Origin of the sequence: Enterobacter sp. CCUG 70166 (assembly GCF_020224095.1) — a bacterium.
GTDB classification, from domain to species: domain Bacteria; phylum Pseudomonadota; class Gammaproteobacteria; order Enterobacterales; family Enterobacteriaceae; genus Enterobacter; species Enterobacter intestinihominis.
In genome coordinates, this window is sequence record NZ_NRIQ01000002.1 from 1 (window position 1) to 25,832 (window position 25,832).

Here is a 25,832-nt window from a genome sequence, read left to right on the forward strand (position 1 = left end):
ATATATGGGGTTCACTTCAGGGGGCCACGGTTTTGTATTGAAAAGCGAGCCACCTGAGATGTTCTCGCGGGCCGTTTTCGCACTCAGTGATAATCAGACCTGGTTTCCTGAGGGAAACGAAATTTCCGTTAAGGCAAATAATGAGAAGTTAAGTAAATTTAACTTAACGCCGCGACAAATAGACGTATTAAATATGATTATGCGCGGCCTGCCAAATAAACGAATCGCCGCACAGCTTTCAATTTCTGAGCCCACGGTCAAAGAACACATCAGCAATATATTGAAAAAGATAGGTGTTAACAGCCGGGTCGAAGCCATCACGCTTCTGCACGGCAAGCAGGAACCGTCGGAATGAGGTTTTTCCAGAGCTTACAAAACGAAGGTATCTCTGCTCCGGCGCAGATCCGTTTGCTAAACAACACCTTTCTGCGGCTGGTATTTAGCTTTAGTGCTGTGCCCTTTGTGGGTATTCCTTTCGCCATCTGGATTTATATGCTTGGGGACGACCTCGGCCCAACGATTATCTGGATAATTATTTATCTGCTATGTGCCGTGGCGATACGACTATTGCACCGACGCTATCAGCGTGAAGCGAAAGAAAACGGTGATAGGGACGTCCTGCGACGCTGGCTTCCGCGTATTAATAATATCGCCTTTATTCACGGGCTGGGCATTTCTTCGCTCTATTTAATTACTCCACAGACGCAGAATTTTGACTTTTTCCTGTTACTTAATATCAGCATCGCCGCTATCGTCGCCGCCAATGCGACGCATCTGACGCCGGTCATCAGCACCTTTACGCGTTTTTTCTTCGCCTCATGGGGGGTGCTGAACCTCGGTATTATCTGGCGGCTGGATGAGTTGATGTTCATCGTGCTCATGCTGAATCTGCTTTACGGGTTCGCAATTTACCGCCATGCGTTAACTTCCCATGCGTTCTTTATTCAGCAGGCACTGCTTGAGGAAAAAAGCTCACGCCTGGCGGAACAGTTTCGTCAGGCCAAAGAGGACGCGGAGCAGGCACTGCTGGATAAAAATCAGTTTCTGACCACCGCCAGCCACGATCTGCGCCAGCCCGTACACGCTATGGGCTTTCTGATCGAAGCCATCCTCCACCGAAACCGGGACGACAGCCTGACGCCACAGCTTCTTGACCTGCAGCAGAGCGTTCGCTCGGTACATTTAATGCTCAACTCTCTGCTCGATCTCAGCAAAATAGAATCCGGGAATGTCCTCTCTGTCCCGACCAAAGTGGATATCGGTGCTCTGCTCGACTCGGTCATCACGCTGTTTCGCGAAGAGGCCAACAGCCGCGCGCTTAGGCTGTGCATCCGGCGGCCTAAACGCCGTATCTACGTGATGGGCGATTCGCTGCTGGTACGACAGTCCCTGATTAACCTGATTCAAAACGCCCTTCGTTACACGCTCCAGGGCGGGGTGCTGGTCGCCATCCGACCGCGCGGTGACGAGTGTATGGTGGAGGTGTGGGACACGGGAGTCGGTATCGCCGATGAAGAGAAGGGCAAAATCTTCTCACCTTACTACCGCCCCGAGCTGGCATGGAAGATCGACAGCGCCGGACACGGGCTGGGACTGGCCGTAGTGGCCCGTTGTGCCAAGCTGATGAAGGTGAAATACGGGATGCAATCCATTGAAGGGAAAGGCTCACGCTTCTGGATGCGCTTCACCCAATATGCTGGCGAAGATAGCGCCCTGGATATCCCGCCCGCCGCTGACAACACCGCCACGCCGGTACGCTATGCCCCGCTGCACGGTTCCTGCCTGGTCGTCGATGACGACCCGCTGGTGACGTCTGCCTGGGAGAGCCTGATGAGCGTCTGGGGAATCGACGTACGCTGTGCGGCCTCGGCTGAAGAAGCGTTTGCCATAATCGACGACGGCTTTACGCCGTTCGCCGTGCTGTGCGACCAGCGTCTGCGATCCGGCGAAAGCGGCTTCGATATCCTGAAAGCGCTTTTTGACCGTCTGCCGGATATGAGCGGCGCCATAGTCAGCGGCGAATTTAATTCACCGGTTCTGCTGGAGGCGGAGCAGGAAGGGTATCTGGTGCTGCGCAAGCCTCTGGAGCCGGCTAAACTGCATGCGCTGCTGACGCAGTGGTCAGGGTGTCGTGGATAGGGGAATAGATAATAGCAGCATTGCGCTTCACTGTAGGGCCAGATAGTACGCGGTGTCCTGCTGTGATGCCAATGTGTCGGTATGGTTGAGCCGCTGAGGGAGGATTTCGCGGGCCTGATTAATGATTTCATCGTGCATGATTCAGCCTCCTGTGGTGATCTGCATGTTGCTTCTACCGGGCAGGGCGGGAGATGTTGGAAACGGCCCCGAAGGAGTCATTAGAGTTGCTACCAGCGAAGTTCCGCAGTGGGCAATAATGTCAGTTTTCGAGCGTATACTCTAAGATATCTTCAACTCGTTGATATATATAGATTTGACGAATATCGTCAGGTAGCGATTTATCCGCAAAATTAAGTTAAACTTCGTCACAGGTTTCAGTGAGTTATGGGACGGATAATAGAATGACCAGCGAAGAGGCACTTTTAAAATCAGGTTTTAGCAAACGAGATCTTCAAAAGTTAAAAAACAATATTGAAAATTACGGTGGTTCGTTTGATAGCGTAACTCATGATCTGGCCAATCGTTTTAAGGCTATGAAGTGGATAACTATTATTGCCTTCATCATACTGGCTTTAACTCTTTTACTTGCATCCAAGGATACAAGCCTGACACTTGCGCTCACATTATTGATTGTACTACCTTTCATCTGGTATATAACGCCAGCAAAACTTGGCTACAAATCCTGGCGTTATCGTAAAATGCTGACTAATTCTGGGACGGGTCGCTGACGGACAACAGATCAAAAATAATCTTAGCTTTCACGCCATAACCCGCTATTTTCATTGTAAGCTGCGGGCGGCTCAGTGTGCTCACCTTTCGGTAATAGTCAGCAGGGAGATAACGAAACAGTCGCCAGGTACCAGGTCGCCGTAACAAGCCAAAAATGGTGTACGCATTAGCGGCCAGTGAAATTGATTTGTAGACACCTAACCCATTCTCACGACTAAAGCCCATAAACTCAGCTGTAGACATCGCGGCATTCGCGACCAGCCCTTCACTGGTAGTGTTGTTAGTTGCGTAGCGAGCCACTTCTTTACTGATGCTGTTTGTCCCGTCAGTAACCAGAATCGCACCAGCAAGAACCCCGAGAGGGGTCATAGTGCCTATGAGGGTAAATCCTGCGGCTATTTCAGCACCGGCCAGGACAACACTAACAGCCGAGATCACATACCCAACAATTTTGTTATTCTCTCGGATAAACTCGACTTTAGCGCAAAGCTTCGCTGCCTTCGTTCTTAATTAACGCGCTTGTTCCAGCAGGTTACTGTTTTCTTCTCTGAGAATTTTAACGCATTCCATGCATTCTTCATCTGATTTAGCCCGACGAGCTAACGTAAACTGATGTTCTATGAGGTCCCGAATTTCCTGAACAAACTTCATTCGAGTCAAACTATCGCTGAGATGAAAAGCCGACAGAGTGTTGGCTGTATTTACCAGTTTCCTGGCTTCCATATTCACCATAGTTTCCGCCCAGGCTTTATTTCTTCCATCTGAGCGCATCATGTTAAGTAATGCTGCATCCATTGTAGTTCCTCTCAATTGCTTTACCGGCCTCTGCTTAGACTGATAAACGCCCCCATGACAGCCATGCGTGCCAACGCACACACAATATAGTAGCAATGTGGTTACGGTGTCTGAAGTAGAAGTCGCTTTTTACAGCTTCGTTCCTCGGCCTACTTTACTGCGGTTAGCCAGGGCCTGTTCCAGCAGTGTACGGAACGCCGAAAGGTCACTTTTCAGGATGTCCCGGATGGATTTACCACCGATGAATCTAATAAAACAGTTAGCCGATGGGGGGTAATCACGGATACGTGATGCCGCTCTGTCGGGCTCTGTCCAATTGATATGTGCATTTGTAATGCTCAAATAGATCGGTGAAGGTCAGGTTTTTCTGCTTCTGTGTGGCGGTAAAGGCGGTAAACAACGCCAGTTGTACCACCGGGAAGCGGGGCCGGAGGAGAGATAAGGGCGGTAACTACTGTTCAAACAACGAGTTGCTGACTCAGAAAGCAAAAACCCCCGCCGAAGCGAGGGTTATAAATAAGTGGTGCCCGGACTCGGAATCGAACCAAGGACACGGGGATTTTCAATCCCCTGCTCTACCGACTGAGCTATCCGGGCAACGGGGCGCATTAAACCCGATCCTCCCTCCGACGTCAACGAAATTTGTTGTTTTCGGTGCAGACTGCACACTCTCTCACCATTTCGTCGCAAACTTAAGCGAAAAAGTGCGTCCAGAGCGCGGAAAGCGGCATCGCGAGCAGCAGGGCAGGGAGCATGTTCACCACTGCAAACATCTTAATGCCACAGATGCGCAGCCCTGTCGCCAGCAGCAGCAGGCCGCCGACGGCGGTAAAGTCCGCCATCATCGCAGGCGTCGTCAGCGGCAGGATCAGCGTGGCGCAGGTGGCCAGCGCCAGCTGTATAAGCAGCATCGGTACACAAATCGCCGCCACGGCGATGCCGAGGGTGGTGGCAAAGATGGTGGCAGTAAAGAAATCCAGAAACGCTTTCGCAATCAGTATGCTGGGATCGCCGGTCATCCCTTCCTGCATCGAACCGAATATCCCCGTGCCGCTGGCGCAGAACAGAATAATGATCGCAACGTAGTTCTGAATAAACGACTCGTGCGTGCCGTGCTTTGCCTTGCCCGGTCGGGCAATCAGATTTTTGGCTTTGCCTACCGCGTGATTAATGCCTTTTTCCAGATAGCAAAACTCGCCGATCAGCGCGCCGAGCAGCGTCGCCAGTACCATCACCGGCAGGTTGGCGCATTTCACCACTAAAAGGATACCAATCCCTAACGACGCCAGGCCAAAAATGGAGGGCATGGAGACGCGAATACGCTCCGGCAACCGCTGGCTTAATACTGCCCCAAGTACACCGCCCAGCAATACGGCTCCCGCATTGATAAAGGGTCCAATCACCACGTTTAACTCCTGTTATTTAAGCACTGGCATTGCATGATTATGGCACGTCCGTCCCTGATTATGCTTAGCTTTGGGAGGCGTAACGCATACTGATTCCTTCTTGCACCTGAAAATAAAAGGTGACATGATTGCGCGAATTTTCTCCTTCCTGTCTCACCGTTCGGTGAGGGTATTTGCGCTTATGAAAACCATGAAAATTGCCGTCAGCCGTGAGCTGGTATCCAAAGTTTCTACGCATCGCGAAAAGGTTATGCTGGATAACACCGATTTCACCGATGTGGCGGCAGTCGTCATTACGGTTGTTGAAAGCTACAGCGGCATTCTTGCGTTGCTGAAACGTACGGGCTTTCAGCTACCGGTATTTATGTTCTCAACAGAGCCAGGAGAGGTGCCAGAGGGTGTCACGGCGATCATCTCGGGTAAAGCACAGGAATTGCTGGAACTGGAATCTGCCGCCTGCCGGTATGAAGAGAACCTGCTGCCACCCTTTTTTGACACCCTGAGCCAGTATGTGGCGATGGGAAACAGCACCTTTGCCTGTCCGGGTCACCAGCACGGCGCCTTTTTTAAAAAACATCCCGCCGGGCGGCAGTTTTACGACTTCTTCGGTGAAAACGTGTTTCGTGCCGATATGTGCAATGCCGACGTGAAGCTCGGTGATTTGCTGATCCACGAAGGTTCTGCCAAGCACGCGCAAAAGTTCGCGGCGAAAGTGTTCAACGCGGATAAAACCTACTTCGTGCTGAACGGCACGTCGGCGGCCAATAAAGTGGTGACCAATGCGCTTCTGACCCGTGGCGATCTGGTGCTGTTCGATCGTAACAACCATAAGTCCAACCATCATGGGGCGCTGATCCAGGCCGGGGCAACGCCTGTCTATCTTGAGGCAGCCCGTAATCCGTTTGGTTTTATCGGCGGGATCGATGAACACTGCTTTGATGAGGCCTGGCTGCGGGAACTGATCCGTGACGTCGCGCCGCAGAAAGCCGCCGAGGCGCGCCCGTTCCGTCTGGCGATCATTCAGCTCGGCACCTACGACGGCACGATCTACAACGCCCGTCAGGTGATCGACAAGATCGGTCACCTTTGCGACTACATCCTCTTTGACTCCGCCTGGGTCGGCTACGAGCAATTTATCCCGATGATGGCGGAAACGTCTCCGCTTCTGCTGGAACTGAACGAGAACGATCCGGGAATTTTCGTGACCCAGTCGGTCCACAAACAGCAGGCCGGGTTCTCGCAAACCTCACAGATCCATAAAAAGGATAACCATATTCGCGGTCAATCGCGCTTCTGCCCGCACAAGCGGCTGAACAATGCGTTCATGCTGCATGCCTCCACCAGCCCGTTTTACCCGCTGTTTGCGGCGCTGGACGTGAACGCCAAGATCCACGAGGGTGAGAGCGGACGCAGGTTGTGGGCTGAGTGCGTCGAGCTGGGCATTGAAGCGCGCAAGGCCATCATCGCCAACTGCAATATGATCAAACCCTTTATCCCACCGGTGGTGGCGGGTCGGCCATGGCAGGATCACCCCACGCAGGCTATCGCCAGCGAGCGTCGCTTCTTTAGTTTTGAACCGGGTGCAAAATGGCACGGTTTTGAAGGCTATGCCCGTGAACAGTATTTCGTCGATCCGTGCAAGCTGCTGCTGACCACGCCGGGCATTGATGCGGAAACAGGGCACTATACCGATTTCGGCATTCCGGCGACCATTCTCGCCCACTACCTGCGCGAAAACGGCATTGTGCCGGAGAAGTGCGATCTCAACTCCATCCTGTTCCTGCTGACGCCAGCCGAGAGCGCGGAGAAGCTAATGCAGCTGGTGGCGATGCTGGGGCAGTTTGAACAGCATATTGAAGACGATACGCCGCTCGTGGATGTGCTGCCGACCATCTATCAGAAATACCCGGTGCGTTACCGCGACTATACGATCCGTCAGCTGTGCCAGGAGATGCACGATCTCTACGTCAGCTTTAACGTGAAGGATTTACAGAAGGCGATGTTCCGCCAGGAGAGCCTGCCTGCCGTGGTGATGAACCCGCAGGATGCCAACCAGGAGTACATTCGCGGGAATGTCGAACTGGTGCGTATTCGTGACGCCGAAGGACGCATTGCCGCCGAAGGTGCGCTGCCATACCCGCCGGGCGTGCTGTGCGTGGTACCGGGGGAAGTCTGGGGTGGAGCAGTACAGCGCTACTTCCTGGCGCTGGAAGAGGGCATTAATATGCTGCCGGGTTTCTCGCCAGAGTTGCAGGGCGTTTACAGCGAGAAGGATGCCGACGGGATCAAGCGACTGTATGGGTACGTGTTAAAGTAGGGCCCCTCACCCTAACCCCCTCCCCAAAGGGGAGAAGAGATTGCACGGAGCCGTCTTTTCACCCTCGCCCCTTTGGGGAGAGGGCCGGGGTGAGGGGAGTTAAGTCGCACTACGCCGGTACATCCTTCTCGGATGCCCAATCTTCCCGTACAGCATCTCCACCGTCAGAAAACCCACCTCCACGCAGTGTTCCAGATAGCGCCGGGTGGTGGTTTTACTCAGTCCCGTCTCGCTCACCACCTCATCCACCGTAAAGCAGTGCGCCGCCTTGTTGTTAAACAGCGTTTGCACCCGCGCCAGCGTGTTCTCCTCTATCCCTTTGCTGCCGTTGTCCAGTCGATAATTTTTCGCCTGTAGCTGATAGAGTGAATCCACGTTCTGCTGGTCGACAATCTTCCAGACGCGCTGCTGTTCGGCAAACTGCACAAAACGTTCCAGCGACTGGCTCAGGCGCTTCCAGGAAACCGGCTTGAGGATGTAGTCGAACGCGCCGTTACGAATGGCCTGGCTACAGGTGTCCATATCGCTGGCGGCGGTGATGAAAATCACCGAGCAGTTGGCGCGGGTGAGCATCGGGTTGCTGATAAGGGTGATGCCTTTGCCGTCCGGCAGATAGTTATCCAGCAGCATCAGCTTCGGCTGTTTGCTCTCCAGTTGTACCTGCGCGTCGGCCAGTGACGCGGCAATCCCCACCAGCCTCAGGCGCGGATGTTTACCGATAAGCTCCGCGTGCAGTTGCGCCAGTTCGTTCTCGTCTTCAACAATCAGTACGTCGATAAGTTCATGTTGCATAGTCGGTATCTTCCAGTTCCTGTACGGGGTACCGGACCGTTCCCGTGGCGGGAATAAACAGTGAGAAAATGGCACCGCGTGGGGTGTTATCGGCAACTTCAATTGCACCGCCAGCCTGCGTGACGTAGCTTTCAATCAGATACAGGCCAATACCGTGATCGCCGCGCGTTTTGGTAGTGATGCCGCGCTCAAAGATGCGGTCGCGGATCGCCGGTGTGATGCCGACGCCCTGGTCGGCGACTTCAATAATCAGTTCCTGCTCGTTCAACTTTATTAGCACGTCTACCGGGGCATGCGGGAGCGGGGCGCGCTGGGTCGCTTCGATGGCGTTATCCAGCAAGTTCCCGATGATCGAGACTAGTTCCGATTCGAGCAGCGGCAGGAAGGGTTTGTCCACCCGGCAGGCCGGATCGAAGCTCAGCTCAACGCCTTTTTCACGCGCGCGGGCGGCCTTTCCAAGCAGCAAACCGCACAGCGTCGGGGAGCTAAAGCGGGACGAGATAAAGTCCAGCAGCTCCTGAGCGTGTTCAGACTGCGCCTGTATATAGCGAATTGCCTCGTCATAACGGCCCATATGCAGCAGGCCGGACAGCGTGGTCATGCGGTTCAGCTGTTCATGGCGCATAATGCGCAGGTTATCAACATAGCGCTTCACCTGGCTGAGCTGGGCGCTGAGCGAGTCGATCTCGTTGCGATCGCGAAAGGTGATCACCCAGCCCTGCAACGCATCTTCCAGCATGATCCGCACCCGGCTGGCAATGACCGTGAGATCGTTAAAGCGACAGATCTCATCGTGGGTGTCTTTCGCAAGCATGGTTTGTGCGTTAAAGAACGGGACGGGCGCGATCACCTGGCTGATGAGTTGACCCCGCAGTTCGCGGGCGGGCTGGCGTAAGCCTAATAATTTACGCGCCGCCTGGTTAATCACCTCAATGCGGAGATCGTCGTCGATGGCAATCACCCCTTCATAAATGGATTCCATCATCGCCTTTTGCTGACGCACCAGCAGGCCGATTTCGCGCGGCTCCAGAGAGAATATCTGCTTCTTGATGCTGCGGGTGAAGAACCAGGAGAAAATAAACAGGGCGATAAGCAGCAGCACGGCGGCAATCAGGATATTAACCACCTTGCTGACGGTGATGGTGTCCAGATAGCTTGTGAGATAGCCTACCGAAACAATCCCCACCACCTGCCCGGCATCATTAAAAATGGGCGCTTTGCTGCGCAGCGAAATGCCTAACCCGCCCTTGCGGATGGTGATGGTGCTTTTGCCGTGTAATACCTCGTCGTTGTCTCCGCCAACCAGCGTTTTGCCTACCCGGTCGGCAAACACGGAATGGAAAAGATGCAGCCCTTTATTGTCACCAATCACAATAAAACTGGCGTCGCTGCGGGCAGCTATTTTCTGCATAAAGTCATGGATGCCCTGGATATCCTTTTGTTCGACTTCTTTTCGCAAAGAAGGAATAAGCGCAATTTCTTCGGCCTGTATTTTTGCGCGCGCGCTCATTTCCTGATAAAGCTGCCTGCCGACATCGACATAATAATATCCGCCCAGTAATGCGAACAGCACTGAGAAAAAGGCGACCAGCGAAATAAACAGCTTGATCTGAAACGATACTTTCATAACTATCACGCGAGATATCAACAGGTCGGCTGAATATATCATCTTTTAAGGCCAGGATGCCCGCTTTGCCGAAAACTTGTGATCCCTTGCACAGCGCAGCCTGTAAAAGATTTTTCCGAAAGTCTCATCCTCTTAAGGTTAAATGAATAAATGTTATTTCTTTGTTCAGTTAAGAAAAGAAACCATAAAAACCACGGCAATAAATAAGGCATAAATCACATTAAATAAAAGAAACCATTAAAACCATAGCGGCCATTAAAACTTCGCTTTTAATATGCCATCCCTCACATAAAGTAAGCCTTTGTGACTCTAAGCTGGACGCACAAAATAACTAAGGGGCTTATTATGAGCACAACTGACGATTCATTCTCTGTTACCCACGACCCGATTGATATTCAGCGGCCATCGCTCAAAGAGCGCTGGTGGCATATTATGGATACCTGGAAAATCGGCATTATTCCTCTGCCACTGTTCGTTCTGGCGGGCGCGCTGATTGCGATAGATTGCCTGGGCGGAAAACTGCCGAGCGACATCGTAGTCATGGTGGCCACGCTGGCCTTCTTCGGCTTTGCCTGCGGCGAGTTCGGCAAACGCCTGCCGATTGTCGGCAAGCTCGGCGCGGCGGCAATTTGCGCCACCTTTATCCCTTCCGCGTTGGTCTATTACGGCCTGCTGCCGGACGTGGTGGTCGAGTCCACGACCAAATTCTATAAATCCACCAATATTCTCTACCTCTATATCTGCTGCATTATTGTCGGCAGCATCATGAGCATGAACCGCACCGTGCTGATCCAGGGCTTCCTGCGCATCTTCTTCCCGATGCTGTGCGGTGAAATCGTCGGCATGATTGTCGGCATGGGCGTTGGGCTGGCGCTGGGCCTCGAGCCGTTCCAGATCTTCTTCTTTATCATTCTGCCGATCATGGCGGGCGGCGTCGGGGAAGGGGCGATCCCGCTCTCTATCGGCTATGCCACCCTGCTGCACATGGATCAGGGCGTGGCGCTCGGCCGCGTGCTGCCGATGGTAATGCTCGGCGGCCTGACGGCGATCATCATCTCCGGTTGCCTCAACCAGCTCGGGAAACGCTACCCGCACCTGACCGGTGAAGGCCAGCTGATGCCTAACCGCGCCAACGCCGATGCCACCGTCTCTCAACCCGCGTTCTCCGGCAAAGCGGATGTGACCACCATCGCCTCCGGCGCGCTGCTGGCGGTGCTGCTGTACATGCTGGGCATGCTCGGTCACAAGCTGATTGGTCTGCCAGCGCCGGTGGGCATGTTGTTTATGGCGGTGCTGGTGAAGCTCTGTAATGGCGCCTCTCCGCGTCTGCTGGAGGGTTCTCAGGTGGTGTACAAATTCTTCCAGACCTCCGTGACCTACCCGATTCTCTTCGCCGTTGGCGTGGCGATTACCCCATGGCATGAACTGGTGGCGGCGTTCACCGTCAGCAACCTGCTGGTGATTATCAGCACCGTTTCCGCGCTGGTGGCAACCGGATTCTTCGTTGGCAAAAAGATTGGTATGCACCCGATTGATGTCGCCATCGTCTCCTGCTGTCAGAGCGGGCAGGGCGGTACCGGTGACGTGGCGATCCTGACCGCAGGCAACCGCATGAGCCTGATGCCATTCGCCCAGATTGCTACCCGTATCGGCGGGGCGATTAACGTCTCTGTCTCACTGCTGATTCTGGGCAACTTCCTCGTTTAAGTTTTCAGGAAAGAACAATGAAACTCGCAAGCTTTTTATACCAGGGTAAACGCAGCTACGGCATCGTTCAGGCCGGGGGCGTGATTGATTTAGGCCGCCGCCTGGGCGACCGCTATGGCGACCTTAAAGCGCTGTTGCAGGGGAACGGGCTGGCGCAGGCCACCCGTTTTCTGAACGACGCGGTGGATGTACCGCTGAACGCCATCACCTTCTTACCGGTGATTGTCCAGCCGGAAAAAATTCTCTGCGTGGGCATGAACTATGCCGACAAGCGCAAGGAGTTTGATCAGCATAACCCGGCCCCGACCCTGTTTGTCCGCTTCCCGGATTCACAGACCGGCCACAACGAGCCGGTGCTGAAGCCGCGCCACTCCAGCGAGTTCGACTACGAAGGCGAGCTGGCGGTGATCATCGGCAAAGGCGGGGAGAACATCAGCCGCGACGACGCCCTGCGCCACGTGGCGGGCTACAGCTGCTACATGGACGGCTCCGCCCGCGACTGGCAGCACACCTGGTTCACCGCCGGGAAAAACTGGCGGCAGACCGGGGCGTTCGGCCCGTGGATGGCGACGGCGGATGAGATCCCGGACCCGCACAGCCTGGCGATCCGCACCTGGCTGAACGGCCGCATGGTGCAGGAGGACAACACCAGCAGCATGATCCACAAGGTGGCGGAGCTGATCGAGTACATCAGCACCTTCACCCGTCTCAGCCCGGGCGACGTGATCATCACCGGCTCGCCTGGCGGGGTGGGTAAAAAGCGCAACCCGCCACTGTTTATGAAGGAGGGGGATCGCATTGAGGTGGAGATCGAACATATCGGTCATCTGAGCAACGTGATCGTGGAAGCGCCAGCCGTCGGGCTCGCGGCAGCGCACTGAGTAAGGCGGCAGCATGCAATCGCAACCCATTGATTTTCGCCACACCGTTGTGGCGAAACACCCGGAACGCTTAAGCCAGATCCGCTACCTGCTGGCAGACAGCGGCCTTGGCCTGGACAACGACATCACGCTGTTTGTTGAAGCCTGGTCCGGCGCGCAGCTGGTGGGTTGCGCCGGACTTGCTGCCAACGTCATCAAGTGCGTGGCGGTCAACGAGCAGCTTCGTGGGGAAAACCTCAGCGCGCGTCTGCTGGCAGAGGTGGAAAATGCGGCGCTGGAGCGCGGCCATTTTCACCTCTTCCTCTGCACCCGTCCGTGTAATAAGGAGCGCTTTGGCCGCAGCGGTTTCTGGCCGGTTGCCCAGAGTGGGAACAACGCGGTGCTAATGGAGAACACTCCGCAAGGGATCGTGCGCTACTGCCGATCCCTGCGCGCTAGCCGCAAGTGTGGGGAGAAGATTGGTGCCATCGTGATGAACGCCAACCCGTTCACCCTCGGTCACCGTCATCTGGTGGAGCAGGCGGCGGCGCAGTGCGATGCTCTGCATCTGTTCGTGGTGCGTGAAGACGCCTCGTTCTTCCCGTTCAGCGCGCGCCTTGAGATGGTGCGCGCGGGCGTGGCGCATCTGCCGAACGTGGTGGTGCATGAAGGCTCGCAGTACATCATCTCCCGCGCCACGTTTCCGGCCTACTTCCTGAAGGAGACCGGCAAAGTGCAGCAGGCGTGGAGCGAGATCGACGTGCTGATCTTCCGGGACTTTATCGCCCCGGCGCTGGGCATCACGCACCGCTTCATCGGCTCGGAGCCGTTCTGCGATATCACCCGCCAGTACAACCAGACGCTGCACGATCTGCTGGCCTCGCACATCGACGTGGTGGAAATGCCGCGCATCAAAGCCACCGGCAACGCCATTTCGGCCTCGGAAGTGCGCCGTTTACTCAAGACACAGCAGTTTTCCCGGATCCGGGAGATTGTTCCGGACTCCACCTTCGCGCACCTCGAAGCACATTATCGTGCGAGTGCGGAAGTCGCATAACTATCAGGAATTTATCATGAATATTGTAAGGGAGGCGCTGGCCGGAACGCAGGAGTCCAGCGACCTGATGGTGAAAATCGCCCCCGCTCACGGTGAGCTGGAGATTGTCATCCACAGTGAAGTGATTAAGCAGTTTGGCGAGCAAATACGCCAGGTGGTCAACGACACATTGCGCGCCATGAAAGTGCACCAGGGATTAATCATTATTGAAGACAAAGGGGCGCTGGACTGTGTGATCCGCGCCCGCCTGCAAAGCGCGCTTCTGCGTGCCGCCGATGAACAGGCCATCAACTGGGGGGCGCTGAAATGAGTAAACTCCGCCGCAGTATGCTGTTCCTGCCGGGCGCCAATGCCGCCATGCTCTCCACCGCCTTTATCTACCGCCCCGACTCCATCATGTTTGACCTTGAGGACGCCGTGGCCCTGCGCGAGAAAGACACCGCACGCATGCTGGTGTTCCACGCGTTGCAGCACCCGATGTATCAGGATATCGAAACCGTGGTGCGTATTAACCCGCTGAGCACGCCGTTTGGCCTGCTGGATCTGGAGGCCGCCGTACGCGCGGGCGTAGACGTGATTCGCCTGCCAAAAACCGACACCCCGGACGATATCTACGAGCTGGAAGGCCACCTCGAGCGCATTGAGCAGGAGTGCGGGCGTGAAGTAGGTTCCACCCGCGTGATGGCGGCGATTGAATCGGCCATTGGCGTCATCAACGCCGTGGCGATTGCCCGCAGCTCCCCGCGCCTGATCGGCATCGCGCTGGCCGCCTTTGACTACGTAATGGACATGCAGACCGAGCGCGGCGACGGCACCGAGCTGTTCTACGCCCGCTGCGCTGTGCTGCACGCCGCTCGCGCTGCGGGCATCGACGCTTTCGACGTGGTGTGGTCAGACGTTAACGACGAAGCCGGGTTCCTGCGCGAGGTCGATCTGATCCGCAAGATGGGCTTTAACGGCAAATCGCTGATTAACCCGCGCCAGATTGACCTGCTGCACAACGCCTACGCCCCGACTCAGGAAGAGGTGGATCACGCGAAACGGGTGATTGAAGCGGCAGAAGAGGGCGAGCGTAACGGCCTGGGCGTGGTCTCGCTCAACGGCAAAATGGTGGATGCACCGATTATTAACCACGCGCAGGTGGTGCTGGAGCGCGCGGCGGCCTCCGGCGTGCGTCGGTAAGGATGACATAATGAATCAGACAGAACTTCTCCATGTGAATTTCCCCCATCTGCGGGATCTGAAGCCCTTTGATACCGCCCACAGCGCGACGCCGTGGCTGGCGGACAGCGAGGCGAAACACAACCGTAAGCTTTGCGCCTCCCTCGAAGAAGCCGTCATGCGCAGCGGCTTGCAGGACGGGATGACCATCTCTTTCCACCATGCCTTTCGCGAAGGCGACCGGGTGATCAACACCGTTGTGGCGCTGCTGGCGCGGATGGGTTTTAAAAATTTGACCCTGGCCTCCAGCTCGCTGATGACCTGCAACGACGCGCTGATCGAGCATATTCAAAACGGCGTGATCGCCCGAATTTACACCTCCGGTATGCGCGGCAGGCTGGCGGAGGCCATCTCGCACGGGCTGATGGACGAGCCGGTACAAATTCACTCCCACGGGGGGCGCGTGAAGCTGCTCCAGGATGGCGAGCTGAATATCGACGTGGCATTTCTCGGCGTGCCGTGCAGCGATGAGTTTGGCAACGCCAACGGCACGCAGGGCAAATCGTGCTGCGGTTCGCTGGGCTACGCCATGGTGGACGCACACTTTGCCCGTAAGGTGGTGCTGCTGACCGAAGAGCTGGTGCCGTTCCCGAATATGCCCGCCAGCCTGGTGCAGGATCAGGTGGACTACATCGTGCAGGTGGAGAGCGTGGGCGACCCGGCGAAAATCAGCGTCGGTGCGGCGCGCGTCACCAGCAACCCGCGCGAGCTGATGATTGCCCGCTATGCGGCGGACGTGATTGAGCACTCAGGCTATTTCAAACCAGGTTTCTCGATGCAGACCGGCTCCGGCGCGGCGGCGACAGCCTGCACCCGCTTTATGGAAGAGAAGATGGAGCGCAGCGGCGTGAAGGCGCGCTTCGCCCTTGGCGGTATCACCGGCAGCCTGGTGGATTTGCACGAGAAGGGGCTCATCGAAAAGCTGCTCGACACCCAGTGCTTTGACGGCCAGGCAGCGGCCTCGCTGGCGCGCAACCCGAACCACGTGGAGATCTCCACCAACGTCTACGCCAACCCCGGCAGCAAGGCGGCAAGCTGCGACCAGCTCGACGTGGTGATCCTCAGCGCGCTGGAAATCGACGTCGATTTTAACGTCAACGTCATCACCGGATCCGACGGCGTGATGCGCGGTGCATCCGGCGGGCACTGCGACGTGGCGTCGGCAGCCAACCTGACCATTGTGGTCGCGCCGCTGCTGCGAAGCCGCATCCCGACCGTCGTGAAGCGCGTTACCACGCGCCTCACGCCGGGGGAGAGCATTGACGTGCTGGTCACCGACCACGGTATTGCGGTCAACCCGGCGCGCCCGGAGATCCGCGAACGACTCATGGAAGCAGGCCTGAAGGTTGTAGATATCAACGCGCTCTATGAGCGGGCGATTTCCCTGACCGGCGTACCGAAACCGATTGAGTTCACCGACAAAATTGTCGGGGTGATCCGCTACCGCGACGGCAGCGTGATCGACACCGTTCGACAGGTAAAGGAGTGAATATGACTATTGCGACACCCGTGCGGACGGGTGTCAGCCTGGACGCGCTGCTGGCGGCGAAAGAGCGCCGCGCAGCCCGTCAGGCTGACTGGCTTACGCACCATCAACAACCGGTGATCTCCCTAACGCTGGTCACGCCCGGGCAAATTAAAGACAGCCTTCGCTATCGCAACACCATGGGCGTGGCGTTACAGATGTGCGACCAGCTGCTGTGGGAAAACCGCTGGCAGGTGCTGGACCGCCAGGTGCTCTGGCTACCCACCGGACCTGAAGCGCTGTGGTGCGTCGCGCATCCGGCGGCGGAAATTAAAGCGCACTGTGCTGAACTGGAGCAGACGCACCCGCTCGGCAGACTGTGGGATCTGGATGTGATCTGCCCTGAAAACGGCCACGTTGGCCGTCAGTCGTTGGGTTCACACCTCAGGCGCTGTCTGATTTGCGACGAGCCTGCCCACGCTTGTTCCCGTTCTCGGCACCATCCCGTTGAGCAGGTGGTTTCCCGCGTGGAGAAAATGATAGATGACTGGTTTGCTCGCGACTAAACCGCGCCCGGTTGATGTCCCTGCGCTTGCCGCAGAGGCGCTGTGGCAGGAGCTGGAGCTGACGCCCAAACCGGGGCTGGTGGACAGGCTCAATAACGGCTCACATCGCGATATGGACCATACCTTATTCGTCCACAGCATTGCGGCGATTACGCCGTGGTTTGCCCGTTTTGCGGAACTGGGTGAAGCACATGCGGCCAAACCTGCCGATCAGCAGTTGCGGATTATCCGCCCGATGGGGATGGCCTGCGAGCAGGCGATGTACGCCGCCACGGGCGGGGTGAACACGCACAAGGGCGGGATTTTTGCCCTTGGTTTGCTCTGCTTCGCCGCCGGACGTGTGAAAAATATCTCTGCGGATAGCCTCTGTTGTGAGGTAAGTAACATCTGTCGTGGGCTCGTGGCGCGGGAACTGGGCGGGCGCAGCGGGCAGGCAACGGCGGGAGAGCGACAGTTTCAACAGTACGGTTTAACCGGCGCGCGCGGTGAGGCAGAAAGCGGCTTCAGCACGGTGCGTAAGGCGCTGGCGCAGTGGAAGGGAAACACCCTTCATGACCTGTTATTGCGCCTGATGGCCATCAACCAGGACAGTAATCTCGTTTCGCGCGGCGGCACTGAAGGGCTGCGCTACGTCCAGGATTATGCACAGGAGCTGCTGGCGAACGGCTGGGATCAGGATGCGTTACTTAGGATGGATAACGCGTTGATTGAACGAAACCTGAGTCCGGGTGGCAGCGCGGATTTGCTGTCGGTGGGGTGGGTGCTGTCTGGAATAAAATAGCCGGGTGGCGCTAACGCTTACCCGGCCTACGGTTTGCGGTTTGTAGGCCCGGTAAGGCGAAGCCGCCACCGGGCACAACAATCAATGCGCGATCGGCTGCGCACCGTGTGGTTCGCGTACGTGCTTGTACTTGAACAGCACGATGAACGCGAAGAACAGCACCAGTGAGTACCCGGCGAAGATCAGCCACACTGGCTGCCAGTTGGTGATGCCGTTGGTGGTATACATCTCAACCACTTTACCGCTCACCACGCCGCCCAGAATACAGCCGAAGCCGTTGGTCATCATCAGGAACATGCCCTGCGCACTGGCGCGGATTTCAGGCTTCACCTCTTTTTCTACAAACACCGAGCCGGAGATGTTGAAGAAGTCGAAGGCGCAGCCGTAAACAATCATCGACAGAACCAGCAGCACGGTGCCGAACGCGCTTGGGTCGCCGTAGGCGAACAGACCGAAGCGCAACATCCAGGCAGCGATACTGATCAGCATGACGTTCTTGATGCCGTAGCGGCTCAGGAAGAACGGGATGGTCAGGATGAACAGCGTCTCAGAGATCTGCGAGATGGACATCATCACCGACGCGTGTTCAACGATAAAGCTCCCGGCAAACAGGGGATCGTTATCGAAGCTGTGCAGGAAAGTATTACCGAACATGTTGGTGATTTGCAGTTCCGCGCCCAGCAGCATGGAGAAAATAAAGAAGATCGCCATGCGCTTGTTTTTGAACAGGGCGAAGGCGTCCAGGCCAAGCATGGTGCTCCAGCTCTGGTTTTTCTGCTGGTTAGAAACCGGAATGGTGGGCAGCGTCAGGGTGAACAGCGCCAGCAGCACGGAGAGCGCGGCACCAATATACAGCTGCATGTGGCTCAGCTCGAAGCCCGCGAAGCTCACGCCCCACATTGCCATGATAAAGCCGATGGTGCCCCAGATACGGATTGGCGGGAAGTCGGTGACGATATCCAGACCGGCAGATTTCAGGCGGTAGTAAGAGATAGTGTTGATCAGGCCAAGCGTTGGCATATACGCCAGCGAGTTAAGCAGGATCACCATAAACATCGCCCCCGGCGTGGTCACTTCGGCCGCCATAAACAGCGTCCCCGCACCCACCAGATGGCAAAGCATATACAGCCATTTCGCACTTAACCATTTATCTGCCACGATACCGAGCAGCGTTGGCATGAAAACAGCCGCAATACCCAGCGAGCTGTAGACGGCACCGATCGACGCACCATCGAACTTGAGCGTCACAAACATATAGGAGCCGAGTGTAGTCAGCCAGCTACCCCACAGGCAGAACTGCAGAAACGACAAGATTTTAAGCTGCAGCTTAAGGTTCATGTTACTTTCCTCACAAGTGAGCGGGAGATATGTTGTTTTGGGAACATTCAGGGTTGTTATTTGATGCAATTCTATCAGTTGGCAACGATATGTTTTGTTACCTCCCGCAAAAAAATGCAATCCACATTAATTTGCAGTTTGGATTGTGATGCAAATAGCATTTTTGTATGGGTGGGGTGGAGTGAGTGCGGTCTGATGCCCCCTCACCCTAACCCTCTCCCCAAAGGGGAGAGGGAACTTGAACACCCTCTCCCCTTTGGGGAGAGGGTAGGGTGAGGGATGGTGTTGGTTTCTAGCGACGACGATAGTTCTTCTGCGCCGTATTCACCTTATACAGATAGCGGCGTGATTCCGCAGACGGGTGGCGAGTGGTGAGGGTTGAGTAGACATCCCCCGGCGCCATGCTGTTGATGATGTTCGCGGCCTGAACTTTATCGTTCGAGAAGACGCGCAGGACGCTGCCCGCGCCGCCGTTGTAGGCGGTGATCACCGCATAGCGACGTGAAGTCGGGTTATCAATCCCGCCGAGATAAACATTGTTCAGCATCGCCAGATATGCGGTACCGGTATCAATGTTGCTTTGCGGGTCAAACAGGTAGCTGCGGCTCGGCGTACCGGATTTCCCCTGCGCGCGGAACACGTCTTTACCGGCGCTGTGCTGCACAACCTGCATCAGCCCCAGCGCGTCGGAACGGCTCACCGCATACGGGTTGAACGAGGATTCGGTCTGCATAATCGCCAGGATCAGCGACTCATCCACGCCATACTTACGCGACGCCTGACGCACCATGCCCAGATACTTATGCGCACGCTTGTCGAGGTGGTTCGGCACCAGGTTTATCGTAACGCTATAGATCACCTTCAGGCCATTGGTGCGGCTTTTCAGGCGCGTTTGCAGCAAATAGTCTGCGAAGTTCGTCGCGCGACCTTCCCAGCGAATCGGCTGACCGGTCTGGTCAACGACCTGCCCATACAGGAATGGCTCTTTGGAGATAGTGATGTCATCGGCATCAGAGTAGAGATCGATAGATCCCGGATCGTCGCCCATCAGCAGGGTTTTGATGATGGCCTGACGTAAATGCGCCGCAGGTTCAGTCCCCGCGATGGTTTCAATCGTAATCGTACCGTCATCGAAGTTGATGTGGCTACGGGTCTGATAGGCGTCGGTATACTTAACGTAGTCCTTCGGTCCGGCAATAAGAACTTCGTTAAATCCCCATATGTTCTCGATGTTATGGGCAAACTGCCCCATCAAAATGTCAAAACCGTTGGTGTCCTTAACCCAGGCTTCGTTATAGCTATCGCCCTTTTTGGAAGAACAAGACACAAGCAACGGCGCAACAAGTGCTAGCGCTAATAGTTTTTTCATCATTCCGGGAGTGCGTGTTGTGTTTGCTTTGAGGTTGCTGTTGCCGGGTGGCGCTGCGCTTACCCGGCCTACATAACCGTAGGCCCGTGCAAGCGCAGCGCCGCCGGGCAGCAGCCGCAGAGTATTATTTTTCCGGTGGCGTATAGCCTTCGATGTGGACGTCTTTACCCTCGAACAGGAAGTTCACCATCTCCTGCTCCAGCAGCTTGCGGTGTTCCGGGTTCATCATGCTGAGCTTTTTCTCGTTGATCAGCATGGTCTGTTTTTTCTGCCACTGTCCCCAGGCTTCTTTGGAGATCTCGTTGTAAATGCGTTTACCCAGGTCGCCCGGGTAGAGCTGGAAATCCTGGCCTTCAGCGTCGCGCTGCAGGAAAGTACAAAAAATGGTTCTGGCCATACTCATTCCTCTTTGTCTTGCCGATGCTAAACCATTGCACCGACACGTAATTGCTGTAACAGGCGCTCCACGGGAGCCGCCAGCCCGACTGATGGCGGTTGCGCTAAGTTATACCAGAGAGCGGTGCCTTCATCCATGCAGGAGGTGAATGAGGACACGGGAAGCCACATAGGCACAATATCCAGATGGAAATGGCTGAAGGTATGACGGAACGCGTTGAGTTGCGTCAGGGTATCGGCCGCAATGCCGCGCTGTTCAAGCCATGCCCGAAGCGAAGCTTCATCCTCAAACTGTGGGAAGCAGTATAGACCACCCCACAGGCCACTCGGCGGGCGCTGGGCGAGAAACACCTCGTCGCCATGCTGCATCAGCAGCATGTACCCGGTGCGTTTAGGCAGCGTCTGCTTCGGTTTTTTCCCCGGATACTGCGCCCAGGAGTGGTTCGCATAGGCCACGCAGAGGTTATTTACCGGGCAGAGTTCGCACTTCGGTTTTGAACGGGTGCAGACCATCGCGCCCAGATCCATCATCGCCTGGTTAAAACGTTCCACCCCTTTCGCCGGAGTGACCGCTTCACTGATCTCCCACAGGCGCTTCTCAACCTCTTTCTTGCCCGGCCAGCCTTCTACGGCGTAGCAGCGTGCCAGCACGCGCTTGACGTTGCCGTCGAGAATAGGGAAATGCTTGCCTAAAGACAGGGAAAGGATTGCGCCTGCGGTTGAACGCCCGACGCCGGGCAAATCCGCAACCTCGTCAAAGGTCTCCGGGAATTTACCGTTGTGGCGGGTGGCGACCTGCTGTGCGGCTTTGTGCAGGTTGCGCGCGCGGGCGTAATAGCCGAGGCCTGTCCACAAGTGCAGTACCTCGTCTAACGGCGCGTTGGCCAGATCGGTGATTGTCGGGAAGCGCGCCATAAAACGCTCGAAGTAAGGAATGACCGTCGCGACCTGCGTTTGTTGCAACATCACCTCGGAGAGCCATACTTTGTAAGGCGTTTTTTCAATTTGCCAGGGCAGGGTTTTACGCCCGTATTTGTCGTACCAGTCCAGCACCTGGGCTGAAAATTGAGAGGCTTGCATGGTCATCGATTCGCTTAATCAGGGAGGCAGATTGCAGCACAGCGTCAATCTGCTGTAAACCGGATCTTTCCCATGCTTGCATAGAAGCCTTAACTTTGGATAATGCCCGTTTCCCGTACACTCTCACAAGCAGACAACTCTTTTATGAAAAACGACGTCATTTCACCGGAATTTGATGAAAACGGTCGCCCGCTGCGCCGTATTCGCAGCTTTGTCCGCCGTCAGGGCCGCCTGACAAAAGGGCAGCAACACGCGCTGGACAACTACTGGCCGGTGATGGGCGTTGAGTTCAGCGAGCAGCCGCTCGACTTTACCGAGCTGTTTGGCCGCGATGCGCCAGTGACGCTGGAGATCGGTTTTGGCATGGGCACCTCGCTGGTCACTATGGCGAAAGCGCGACCGGAGCAGAACTTCCTCGGTATTGAAGTGCACTCGCCAGGCGTCGGTGCGTGTCTGGCAACGGCCCATGAAGAGGGCGTTGAGAACCTGCGCGTTATGTGTCACGACGCGGTGGAAGTGCTGCACAAAATGATTCCTGACAATTCTTTGAACATGGTTCAGCTCTTTTTCCCTGACCCGTGGCACAAAGCGCGTCATAATAAACGCCGTATCGTTCAGGCACCGTTTGCCGAGCTGGTGAAAAGTAAGCTTAAGCTGGGCGGCGTCTTCCACATGGCGACCGACTGGGAACCTTATGCGGAACACATGCTGGAAGTGATGTCGTCGCTGGACGGGTATAAAAACCAGTCTGAAAGCAACGACTACGTACCGCGTCCGGATTCACGTCCGGTGACAAAATTTGAACAGCGTGGCCATCGTCTTGGTCACGGCGTATGGGACTTAATGTTCGAGAGGGTGAAATAATGGCAAAGAATCGTAGCCGTCGTCTGCGTAAAAAGATGCACATCGAAGAATTCCAGGAAGTGGGTTTCTCCGTTGCCTGGCGTTTCCCGGAAGGCACCAGCGTTGAGCAGATCGATCAGGACGTTGATGCGTTCATCAACGAGGTGATCGAACCCAACAAGCTGGCCTTCGACGGTAGCGGCTATCTGGCGTGGGAAGGTCTGATTTGCACCCAGGAAGTGGGGAAATGCACCGAAGAACATCAGGCGCTGGTACGCAAATGGCTTGAAGACCACAAACTGGAAGATGTCCGCGTCAGCGAACTTTTCGACGTTTGGTGGGACTAATAAAGCAAGAACGGGGCCAGCATTAGCTGGCCCATTTTGTCTGAGGGAGTGTTGAAGATGCGTAAAACGTTGCTGGCGGTTGCTTTACTGGCAATCGGAACCACCGCCCATGCGGAGTATAAATGTAGCGTCACCCCGCGTGACGACGTGGTATTAAGCCCGCAAACCGTGCAGGTTAAGGGCGAGAATGGCAATCTGGTGATCACGCCGGATGGCAACGTGACGTTTAACGGCAAACAGCAAAACCTGACGGCCGCCCAGCGCGAGCAGGCGATGGACTACCAGGCCGAGTTGCGTACCGCGCTGCCATGGATAAACGATGGCGCGCTGACCCGCGTTGAGAAGGGCCGCGTGGCGCTGGATAAAATCATCACCAAAGAGGTGGGGGAGAGCAGCAATATGCGCACCCGCCTGACGAAGCTGGATAAACAGCTGAAAGAACAGATGAACCGCATTATTGAGACGCGCTCTGATGGCCTGACGTTCCACTATAAGGCGATCGATCAGGTGCGAGCCGACGGTCAGCAGCTGGTGAACCAGGCGATGGGCGGCATTCTCCAGGACAGCATCAACGAGATGGGCGCCAAAGCGGTGCTGAAAGGCGGCGGTAATCCGTTGCAGGGTGTACTGGGTAGCCTGGGCGGACTGCAAACCTCTATTCAGAACGAGTGGAAGAATCAGGAAGCCGATTTCCAGCAGTTCGGCAAAGACGTGTGTAAACGCGTGGTGTCCCTGGAAGACAGCCGGAAGGCGCTGGTGGGGACGCTGAAGTAATTTACTTCACCCCTCACCCTAACCCTCTCCCCAAAGGGGCGAGGGGATGGTTTGCTCCCTCTCCCTTTCAGGGAGAGGGCCGGGGTGAGGGTTGCAGCATTTGCAGTGTTTCAAGGATCTTTTCTAACACCACCTCTTCGTTATCCCAGAGTTCGTTGTTCCAGAAACGAATGACGTACCAGCCCTTTCGATTTAGCCAGAGCGTCCTTTGACGATCGTATTCCTGATTCTCATCATGTTGCCCGCCATCCAGCTCAACAGCCAGACGAGCCGCGCAGCAGGCGAAATCCAGAATGTAATTACCTACCGGATGCTGTCGACGAAATTTATAATTTTCGAAACGGCGGCTGCGCAGTAGATACCAAAGCCGCCTTTCTTCTTTTGTCAGCTCACGTCTGAGCTGTTTTGCATAAGAACGAGTAATTTCCATCCCCACACTCTGCCAGCCTTTCCCTCAACCAGCAGAACGGGATGTAAAATCCTGAATCAGCCTTCAGGATTTTCAGCGAGGAACAGCTCAAGAAGGGAGTTTAGGAACAGCTTACCGTGCTCGGTGATCTGCCAGTACTCATTACACTCGGTCAGATACCCCTGCGCCAGCGCCTCGTCAATCTGCGGACGAATCACCGACTCTGACAACCCGGTGTAGAGCGCAAACTCCGCGCGCGGTGCGGCTTCCAGCAGACGGAAGCGGTTCATAAAGAACTCAAACGGCTTATCCACCGCCTCGACGTCATGCTGACGCTCCAGGTAGCGGCCTTCCATAAACCCGCGCGGATGACGCGTTTTTGCAGTACGCAGAATGCGCCCGTCCGGGAAGGTCACTTTGCCGTGTGCCCCGCAGCCAATCCCCAGATAATCACCAAAGCGCCAGTAGTTCAGGTTGTGCTGACACTGATAGCCCGGCTTCGCATACGCCGAGGTTTCGTATTGCTGATACCCCGCCGCGGTCAAAAGCTGGTGGCCCTGCTCGAAGATATCCCACAGCGCGTCATCGTCCGGCAGCACCGGAGGACGGGAACCAAACAGGGTGTTCGGTTCAATGGTCAACTGATACCACGACAGATGCGGCGGGTTCAGTTCAATTGCCTGACGCAAATCGTCCAGCGCTTCTTCGAGGGACTGATCCGGCAGGCCGTGCATCAAATCGAGGTTAAAACTGCGCAGCCCAAGCCCCGTTGCCAGGTTCGCCGCGCGCTTTGCCTCTTCCGGGCCGTGAATGCGCCCCAGACGCTTCAGCTTTGGCTCGCTAAAGCTCTGCACGCCGATGGAGATACGGTTCACGCCCGCGCGCTGATACTCGACAAAACGGTCGGCCTCAACGGTGCCCGGGTTGGCTTCCATCGTAATTTCAGCATCCGCTGCCAGGTTCAGGCGTGCGCGCACACCGTCCAGCAGCTTCTGCATCGCCGGGCCTGAAAGCAGGCTCGGCGTACCGCCACCAATAAAAATGGTCTTCACTTCACGTCCCTGTGCGTACGGTACATCGGCATCCAGATCGGCCAGCAGATGCGCGACGTAATCATCGTGCGGCACTTCGCCCTTCAGCGCGTGCGAGTTGAAATCGCAGTACGGGCATTTCTGCACGCACCATGGGATGTGAATATAAAGACTCAGAGGTGGCAAATTAGCCATTACGCAGTGCTTCCAGTAACAGTTTCAGGGCGCGTCCACGGTGGGAGATCGCGCTTTTCTCTTCGCGGGTGAGTTCCGCAGCGGTTTTGCCCTCGGTCGGGACAAAGAAAATCGGGTCGTAACCAAAGCCGCCGTTGCCCGCCGCTTCACGGGTGATCACGCCCGGCCAGCTGCCGTGACAGACAATCGGCGTGGGATCTTCCGCGTGACGCATGTAGACCAGCACGCAGTGGAACTGCGCGGTACGCTGTTCGTCAGGGACGTCGTTCAGGGCCACAAGCAGCTTTTCCAGGTTCTGCTGGTCGGTGGCGTCCACCCCGGAATAGCGGGCGGAGTAAATCCCCGGCGCACCGCCCAGAAAATCCACGGCCAGACCGGAGTCATCGGCAATCGCGGGCAGCCCGGTGATCTGCGCCGCATGGCGCGCTTTCAGAATGGCGTTTTCGATAAACGTCAGGCCGGTCTCTTCGGCGGAGTCCACGCCCAGCTCGGTCTGAGCCACCACGTCCAGCCCAAAATCATGTAATAGCGAGGCCAGCTCGCGCACTTTACCGGCGTTTCCGGTGGCGAGAACAACTTTCTGCATGG

At 56.0% G+C, this 25,832-nt stretch carries 25 protein-coding genes, 1 tRNA gene and 1 pseudogene; 15 read left to right on the forward strand and 12 right to left on the reverse strand.

Translation table 11 applies throughout. The features are described from left to right. From CKK19_RS00895 to CKK19_RS00905, 3 genes are all read left to right on the forward strand, one after another. Nucleotides 1-355: response regulator transcription factor (locus CKK19_RS00895; protein WP_225455018.1), on the forward strand; the 355-nt coding region annotated here is incomplete at its 5' end. Then, nucleotides 352-2,139: a hybrid sensor histidine kinase/response regulator gene (locus CKK19_RS00900; protein ID WP_045623040.1), complete on the forward strand. Its 1,788-nt coding sequence runs from the start codon at nt 352-354 to the stop codon at nt 2,137-2,139. The genes CKK19_RS00895 and CKK19_RS00900, both read left to right, overlap by 4 nt. Before the next feature lie 401 nt (nt 2,140-2,540). Next, entirely contained in the window at nt 2,541-2,867 is a 327-nt protein-coding gene (locus CKK19_RS00905; RefSeq protein WP_023298582.1) for a hypothetical protein, read from the forward strand. Here the strand turns inward: CKK19_RS00905 and CKK19_RS00910 are convergent. The 3 genes and pseudogenes from CKK19_RS00910 to CKK19_RS00920 all read right to left on the reverse strand — a co-directional run bounded on the left by CKK19_RS00910 (nt 2,845) and on the right by CKK19_RS00920 (nt 5,069). Continuing rightward, nucleotides 2,845-3,663: pseudogene (locus CKK19_RS00910) on the reverse strand (DUF4225 domain-containing protein). The gene CKK19_RS00905 and the pseudogene CKK19_RS00910 overlap by 23 nt on opposite strands. Before the next feature lie 521 nt (nt 3,664-4,184). Then, a tRNA-Phe gene (locus CKK19_RS00915) sits at nt 4,185-4,260 on the reverse strand. A 95-nt stretch (nt 4,261-4,355) separates the two neighbouring features. Continuing rightward, nucleotides 4,356-5,069, reverse strand: coding sequence for a DUF554 domain-containing protein (locus CKK19_RS00920; RefSeq protein WP_003862452.1), 714 nt, complete (start codon nt 5,067-5,069; stop codon nt 4,356-4,358). A 181-nt stretch (nt 5,070-5,250) separates the two neighbouring features. On the opposite strand from CKK19_RS00920, the gene CKK19_RS00925 reads away from it, so the two are divergent. Then, the gene (locus tag CKK19_RS00925) at nt 5,251-7,386 is read left to right on the forward strand and encodes an ornithine decarboxylase (RefSeq protein WP_022649374.1); all 2,136 of its coding nucleotides are present in this window, start codon (nt 5,251-5,253) and stop codon (nt 7,384-7,386) included. A 99-nt stretch (nt 7,387-7,485) separates the two neighbouring features. Here CKK19_RS00925 and CKK19_RS00930 read toward each other — a convergent pair whose 3' ends face one another. Together CKK19_RS00930 and CKK19_RS00935 are read right to left on the reverse strand one after the other, a co-directional pair. Next, nucleotides 7,486-8,178 carry a response regulator gene (locus tag CKK19_RS00930; protein WP_022649373.1) on the reverse strand — a complete coding sequence of 231 codons (693 nt, stop codon included), beginning with the start codon at nt 8,176-8,178 and terminating at the stop codon, nt 7,486-7,488. After that, nucleotides 8,168-9,805, reverse strand: coding sequence for a sensor histidine kinase (locus tag CKK19_RS00935; protein ID WP_063853781.1), 1,638 nt, complete (start codon nt 9,803-9,805; stop codon nt 8,168-8,170). The genes CKK19_RS00930 and CKK19_RS00935 overlap by 11 nt, the downstream gene beginning before the upstream one ends. A 345-nt stretch (nt 9,806-10,150) precedes the next feature. Between CKK19_RS00935 and CKK19_RS00940 the strand changes: the two genes are divergently transcribed. Genes CKK19_RS00940 through citG form a run of 8 tightly spaced genes read left to right on the forward strand, consistent with a single transcriptional unit; the run spans nt 10,151 to nt 17,462 of the window. Then, on the forward strand, nt 10,151-11,512 hold the full coding sequence (locus CKK19_RS00940; RefSeq protein ID WP_022649371.1) for a 2-hydroxycarboxylate transporter family protein: 1,362 nt from the start codon (nt 10,151-10,153) through the stop codon (nt 11,510-11,512). A 17-nt stretch (nt 11,513-11,529) separates the two neighbouring features. After that, nucleotides 11,530-12,393 (forward strand): fumarylacetoacetate hydrolase family protein, encoded by an 864-nt coding sequence (locus CKK19_RS00945; protein WP_023298578.1) that lies wholly within the window; start codon nt 11,530-11,532, stop codon nt 12,391-12,393. Nucleotides 12,394-12,406: 13 nt separating this feature from the next. Continuing rightward, complete coding sequence (citC, locus tag CKK19_RS00950; RefSeq protein WP_022649369.1) at nt 12,407-13,429, forward strand: [citrate (pro-3S)-lyase] ligase; 1,023 nt, start codon at nt 12,407-12,409, stop codon at nt 13,427-13,429. Nucleotides 13,430-13,445: 16 nt separating this feature from the next. Further along, nucleotides 13,446-13,739: a citrate lyase acyl carrier protein gene (gene citD, locus CKK19_RS00955; RefSeq protein ID WP_063853782.1), complete on the forward strand. Its 294-nt coding sequence runs from the start codon at nt 13,446-13,448 to the stop codon at nt 13,737-13,739. Continuing rightward, nucleotides 13,736-14,611 (forward strand): citrate (pro-3S)-lyase subunit beta, encoded by an 876-nt coding sequence (gene citE / locus CKK19_RS00960; protein ID WP_023306921.1) that lies wholly within the window; start codon nt 13,736-13,738, stop codon nt 14,609-14,611. The genes citD and citE overlap by 4 nt, the downstream gene beginning before the upstream one ends. Nucleotides 14,612-14,621: 10 nt before the next feature. Next, the gene (gene citF, locus CKK19_RS00965; RefSeq protein WP_023298575.1) at nt 14,622-16,139 is read left to right on the forward strand and encodes a citrate lyase subunit alpha; all 1,518 of its coding nucleotides are present in this window, start codon (nt 14,622-14,624) and stop codon (nt 16,137-16,139) included. Between the two features lie 2 nt (nt 16,140-16,141). Then, complete coding sequence (gene citX, locus CKK19_RS00970; RefSeq protein WP_022649366.1) at nt 16,142-16,681, forward strand: citrate lyase holo-[acyl-carrier protein] synthase; 540 nt, start codon at nt 16,142-16,144, stop codon at nt 16,679-16,681. Further along, nucleotides 16,659-17,462, forward strand: coding sequence for a triphosphoribosyl-dephospho-CoA synthase CitG (citG, locus tag CKK19_RS00975; RefSeq protein WP_063853783.1), 804 nt, complete (start codon nt 16,659-16,661; stop codon nt 17,460-17,462). Before citX ends, citG begins: the two co-directional genes overlap by 23 nt. Before the next feature lie 81 nt (nt 17,463-17,543). On the opposite strand, the gene CKK19_RS00980 is transcribed toward citG, so the two are convergent. From CKK19_RS00980 to mutY, 4 genes are all read right to left on the reverse strand, one after another. Then, complete coding sequence (locus CKK19_RS00980; RefSeq protein ID WP_022649364.1) at nt 17,544-18,800, reverse strand: nucleoside permease; 1,257 nt, start codon at nt 18,798-18,800, stop codon at nt 17,544-17,546. 292 nt (nt 18,801-19,092) lie between these two features. Further along, complete coding sequence (mltC, locus tag CKK19_RS00985; RefSeq protein ID WP_032621902.1) at nt 19,093-20,169, reverse strand: membrane-bound lytic murein transglycosylase MltC; 1,077 nt, start codon at nt 20,167-20,169, stop codon at nt 19,093-19,095. A 124-nt stretch (nt 20,170-20,293) separates the two neighbouring features. Beyond that, nucleotides 20,294-20,566: an oxidative damage protection protein gene (locus CKK19_RS00990; RefSeq protein ID WP_003862425.1), complete on the reverse strand. Its 273-nt coding sequence runs from the start codon at nt 20,564-20,566 to the stop codon at nt 20,294-20,296. A 26-nt stretch (nt 20,567-20,592) separates the two neighbouring features. Then, nucleotides 20,593-21,645, reverse strand: coding sequence for an A/G-specific adenine glycosylase (gene mutY, locus CKK19_RS00995; protein WP_169810603.1), 1,053 nt, complete (start codon nt 21,643-21,645; stop codon nt 20,593-20,595). 144 nt (nt 21,646-21,789) lie between these two features. On the opposite strand from mutY, the gene trmB reads away from it, so the two are divergent. Genes trmB through CKK19_RS01010 form a run of 3 tightly spaced genes read left to right on the forward strand, consistent with a single transcriptional unit; the run spans nt 21,790 to nt 23,609 of the window. Next, entirely contained in the window at nt 21,790-22,509 is a 720-nt protein-coding gene (gene trmB / locus CKK19_RS01000; RefSeq protein WP_022649361.1) for a tRNA (guanosine(46)-N7)-methyltransferase TrmB, read from the forward strand. Further along, a complete protein-coding gene (locus CKK19_RS01005; RefSeq protein ID WP_003862421.1) occupies nt 22,509-22,835 on the forward strand; it encodes a YggL family protein in 327 nt (108 codons plus the stop codon). The genes trmB and CKK19_RS01005 overlap by 1 nt, the downstream gene beginning before the upstream one ends. Nucleotides 22,836-22,892: 57 nt before the next feature. Next, nucleotides 22,893-23,609: a DUF2884 domain-containing protein gene (locus tag CKK19_RS01010; RefSeq protein WP_022649360.1), complete on the forward strand. Its 717-nt coding sequence runs from the start codon at nt 22,893-22,895 to the stop codon at nt 23,607-23,609. Nucleotides 23,610-23,676: 67 nt separating this feature from the next. On the opposite strand, the gene CKK19_RS01015 is transcribed toward CKK19_RS01010, so the two are convergent. The 3 genes from CKK19_RS01015 to CKK19_RS01025 are packed head-to-tail and all read right to left on the reverse strand — an operon-like array spanning nt 23,677 to nt 25,830. Then, nucleotides 23,677-24,039 carry an endonuclease domain-containing protein gene (locus CKK19_RS01015; RefSeq protein ID WP_023306916.1) on the reverse strand — a complete coding sequence of 121 codons (363 nt, stop codon included), beginning with the start codon at nt 24,037-24,039 and terminating at the stop codon, nt 23,677-23,679. 56 nt (nt 24,040-24,095) lie between these two features. Beyond that, the gene (gene hemW / locus CKK19_RS01020) at nt 24,096-25,244 is read right to left on the reverse strand and encodes a radical SAM family heme chaperone HemW (RefSeq protein WP_063853785.1); all 1,149 of its coding nucleotides are present in this window, start codon (nt 25,242-25,244) and stop codon (nt 24,096-24,098) included. Further along, complete coding sequence (locus tag CKK19_RS01025) at nt 25,237-25,830, reverse strand: XTP/dITP diphosphatase (protein ID WP_022649357.1); 594 nt, start codon at nt 25,828-25,830, stop codon at nt 25,237-25,239. Before CKK19_RS01025 ends, hemW begins: the two co-directional genes overlap by 8 nt. Between the last annotated feature and the right edge of the window lie 2 nt (nt 25,831-25,832).

Coding starts and splice junctions, on each gene's coding strand:
- CKK19_RS00900 (WP_045623040.1), top strand. CDS start 352: ATGAGGTTTTTCCAGAGCTTACAAAACGAAGGTATCTCTGCTCCGGCG.
- CKK19_RS00905 (WP_023298582.1), top strand. CDS start 2,541: ATGACCAGCGAAGAGGCACTTTTAAAATCAGGTTTTAGCAAACGAGAT.
- CKK19_RS00925 (WP_022649374.1), top strand. CDS start 5,251: ATGAAAACCATGAAAATTGCCGTCAGCCGTGAGCTGGTATCCAAAGTT.
- CKK19_RS00930 (WP_022649373.1), bottom strand. CDS start 8,178: ATGCAACATGAACTTATCGACGTACTGATTGTTGAAGACGAGAACGAA.
- CKK19_RS00935 (WP_063853781.1), bottom strand. CDS start 9,805: ATGAAAGTATCGTTTCAGATCAAGCTGTTTATTTCGCTGGTCGCCTTT.
- CKK19_RS00940 (WP_022649371.1), top strand. CDS start 10,151: ATGAGCACAACTGACGATTCATTCTCTGTTACCCACGACCCGATTGAT.
- CKK19_RS00945 (WP_023298578.1), top strand. CDS start 11,530: ATGAAACTCGCAAGCTTTTTATACCAGGGTAAACGCAGCTACGGCATC.
- citC (WP_022649369.1), top strand. CDS start 12,407: ATGCAATCGCAACCCATTGATTTTCGCCACACCGTTGTGGCGAAACAC.
- citD (WP_063853782.1), top strand. CDS start 13,446: ATGAATATTGTAAGGGAGGCGCTGGCCGGAACGCAGGAGTCCAGCGAC.
- citE (WP_023306921.1), top strand. CDS start 13,736: ATGAGTAAACTCCGCCGCAGTATGCTGTTCCTGCCGGGCGCCAATGCC.
- citF (WP_023298575.1), top strand. CDS start 14,622: ATGAATCAGACAGAACTTCTCCATGTGAATTTCCCCCATCTGCGGGAT.
- citX (WP_022649366.1), top strand. CDS start 16,142: ATGACTATTGCGACACCCGTGCGGACGGGTGTCAGCCTGGACGCGCTG.
- citG (WP_063853783.1), top strand. CDS start 16,659: ATGACTGGTTTGCTCGCGACTAAACCGCGCCCGGTTGATGTCCCTGCG.
- CKK19_RS00980 (WP_022649364.1), bottom strand. CDS start 18,800: ATGAACCTTAAGCTGCAGCTTAAAATCTTGTCGTTTCTGCAGTTCTGC.
- mltC (WP_032621902.1), bottom strand. CDS start 20,169: ATGAAAAAACTATTAGCGCTAGCACTTGTTGCGCCGTTGCTTGTGTCT.
- CKK19_RS00990 (WP_003862425.1), bottom strand. CDS start 20,566: ATGGCCAGAACCATTTTTTGTACTTTCCTGCAGCGCGACGCTGAAGGC.
- mutY (WP_169810603.1), bottom strand. CDS start 21,645: ATGCAAGCCTCTCAATTTTCAGCCCAGGTGCTGGACTGGTACGACAAA.
- trmB (WP_022649361.1), top strand. CDS start 21,790: ATGAAAAACGACGTCATTTCACCGGAATTTGATGAAAACGGTCGCCCG.
- CKK19_RS01005 (WP_003862421.1), top strand. CDS start 22,509: ATGGCAAAGAATCGTAGCCGTCGTCTGCGTAAAAAGATGCACATCGAA.
- CKK19_RS01010 (WP_022649360.1), top strand. CDS start 22,893: ATGCGTAAAACGTTGCTGGCGGTTGCTTTACTGGCAATCGGAACCACC.
- CKK19_RS01015 (WP_023306916.1), bottom strand. CDS start 24,039: ATGGAAATTACTCGTTCTTATGCAAAACAGCTCAGACGTGAGCTGACA.
- hemW (WP_063853785.1), bottom strand. CDS start 25,244: ATGGCTAATTTGCCACCTCTGAGTCTTTATATTCACATCCCATGGTGC.
- CKK19_RS01025 (WP_022649357.1), bottom strand. CDS start 25,830: ATGCAGAAAGTTGTTCTCGCCACCGGAAACGCCGGTAAAGTGCGCGAG.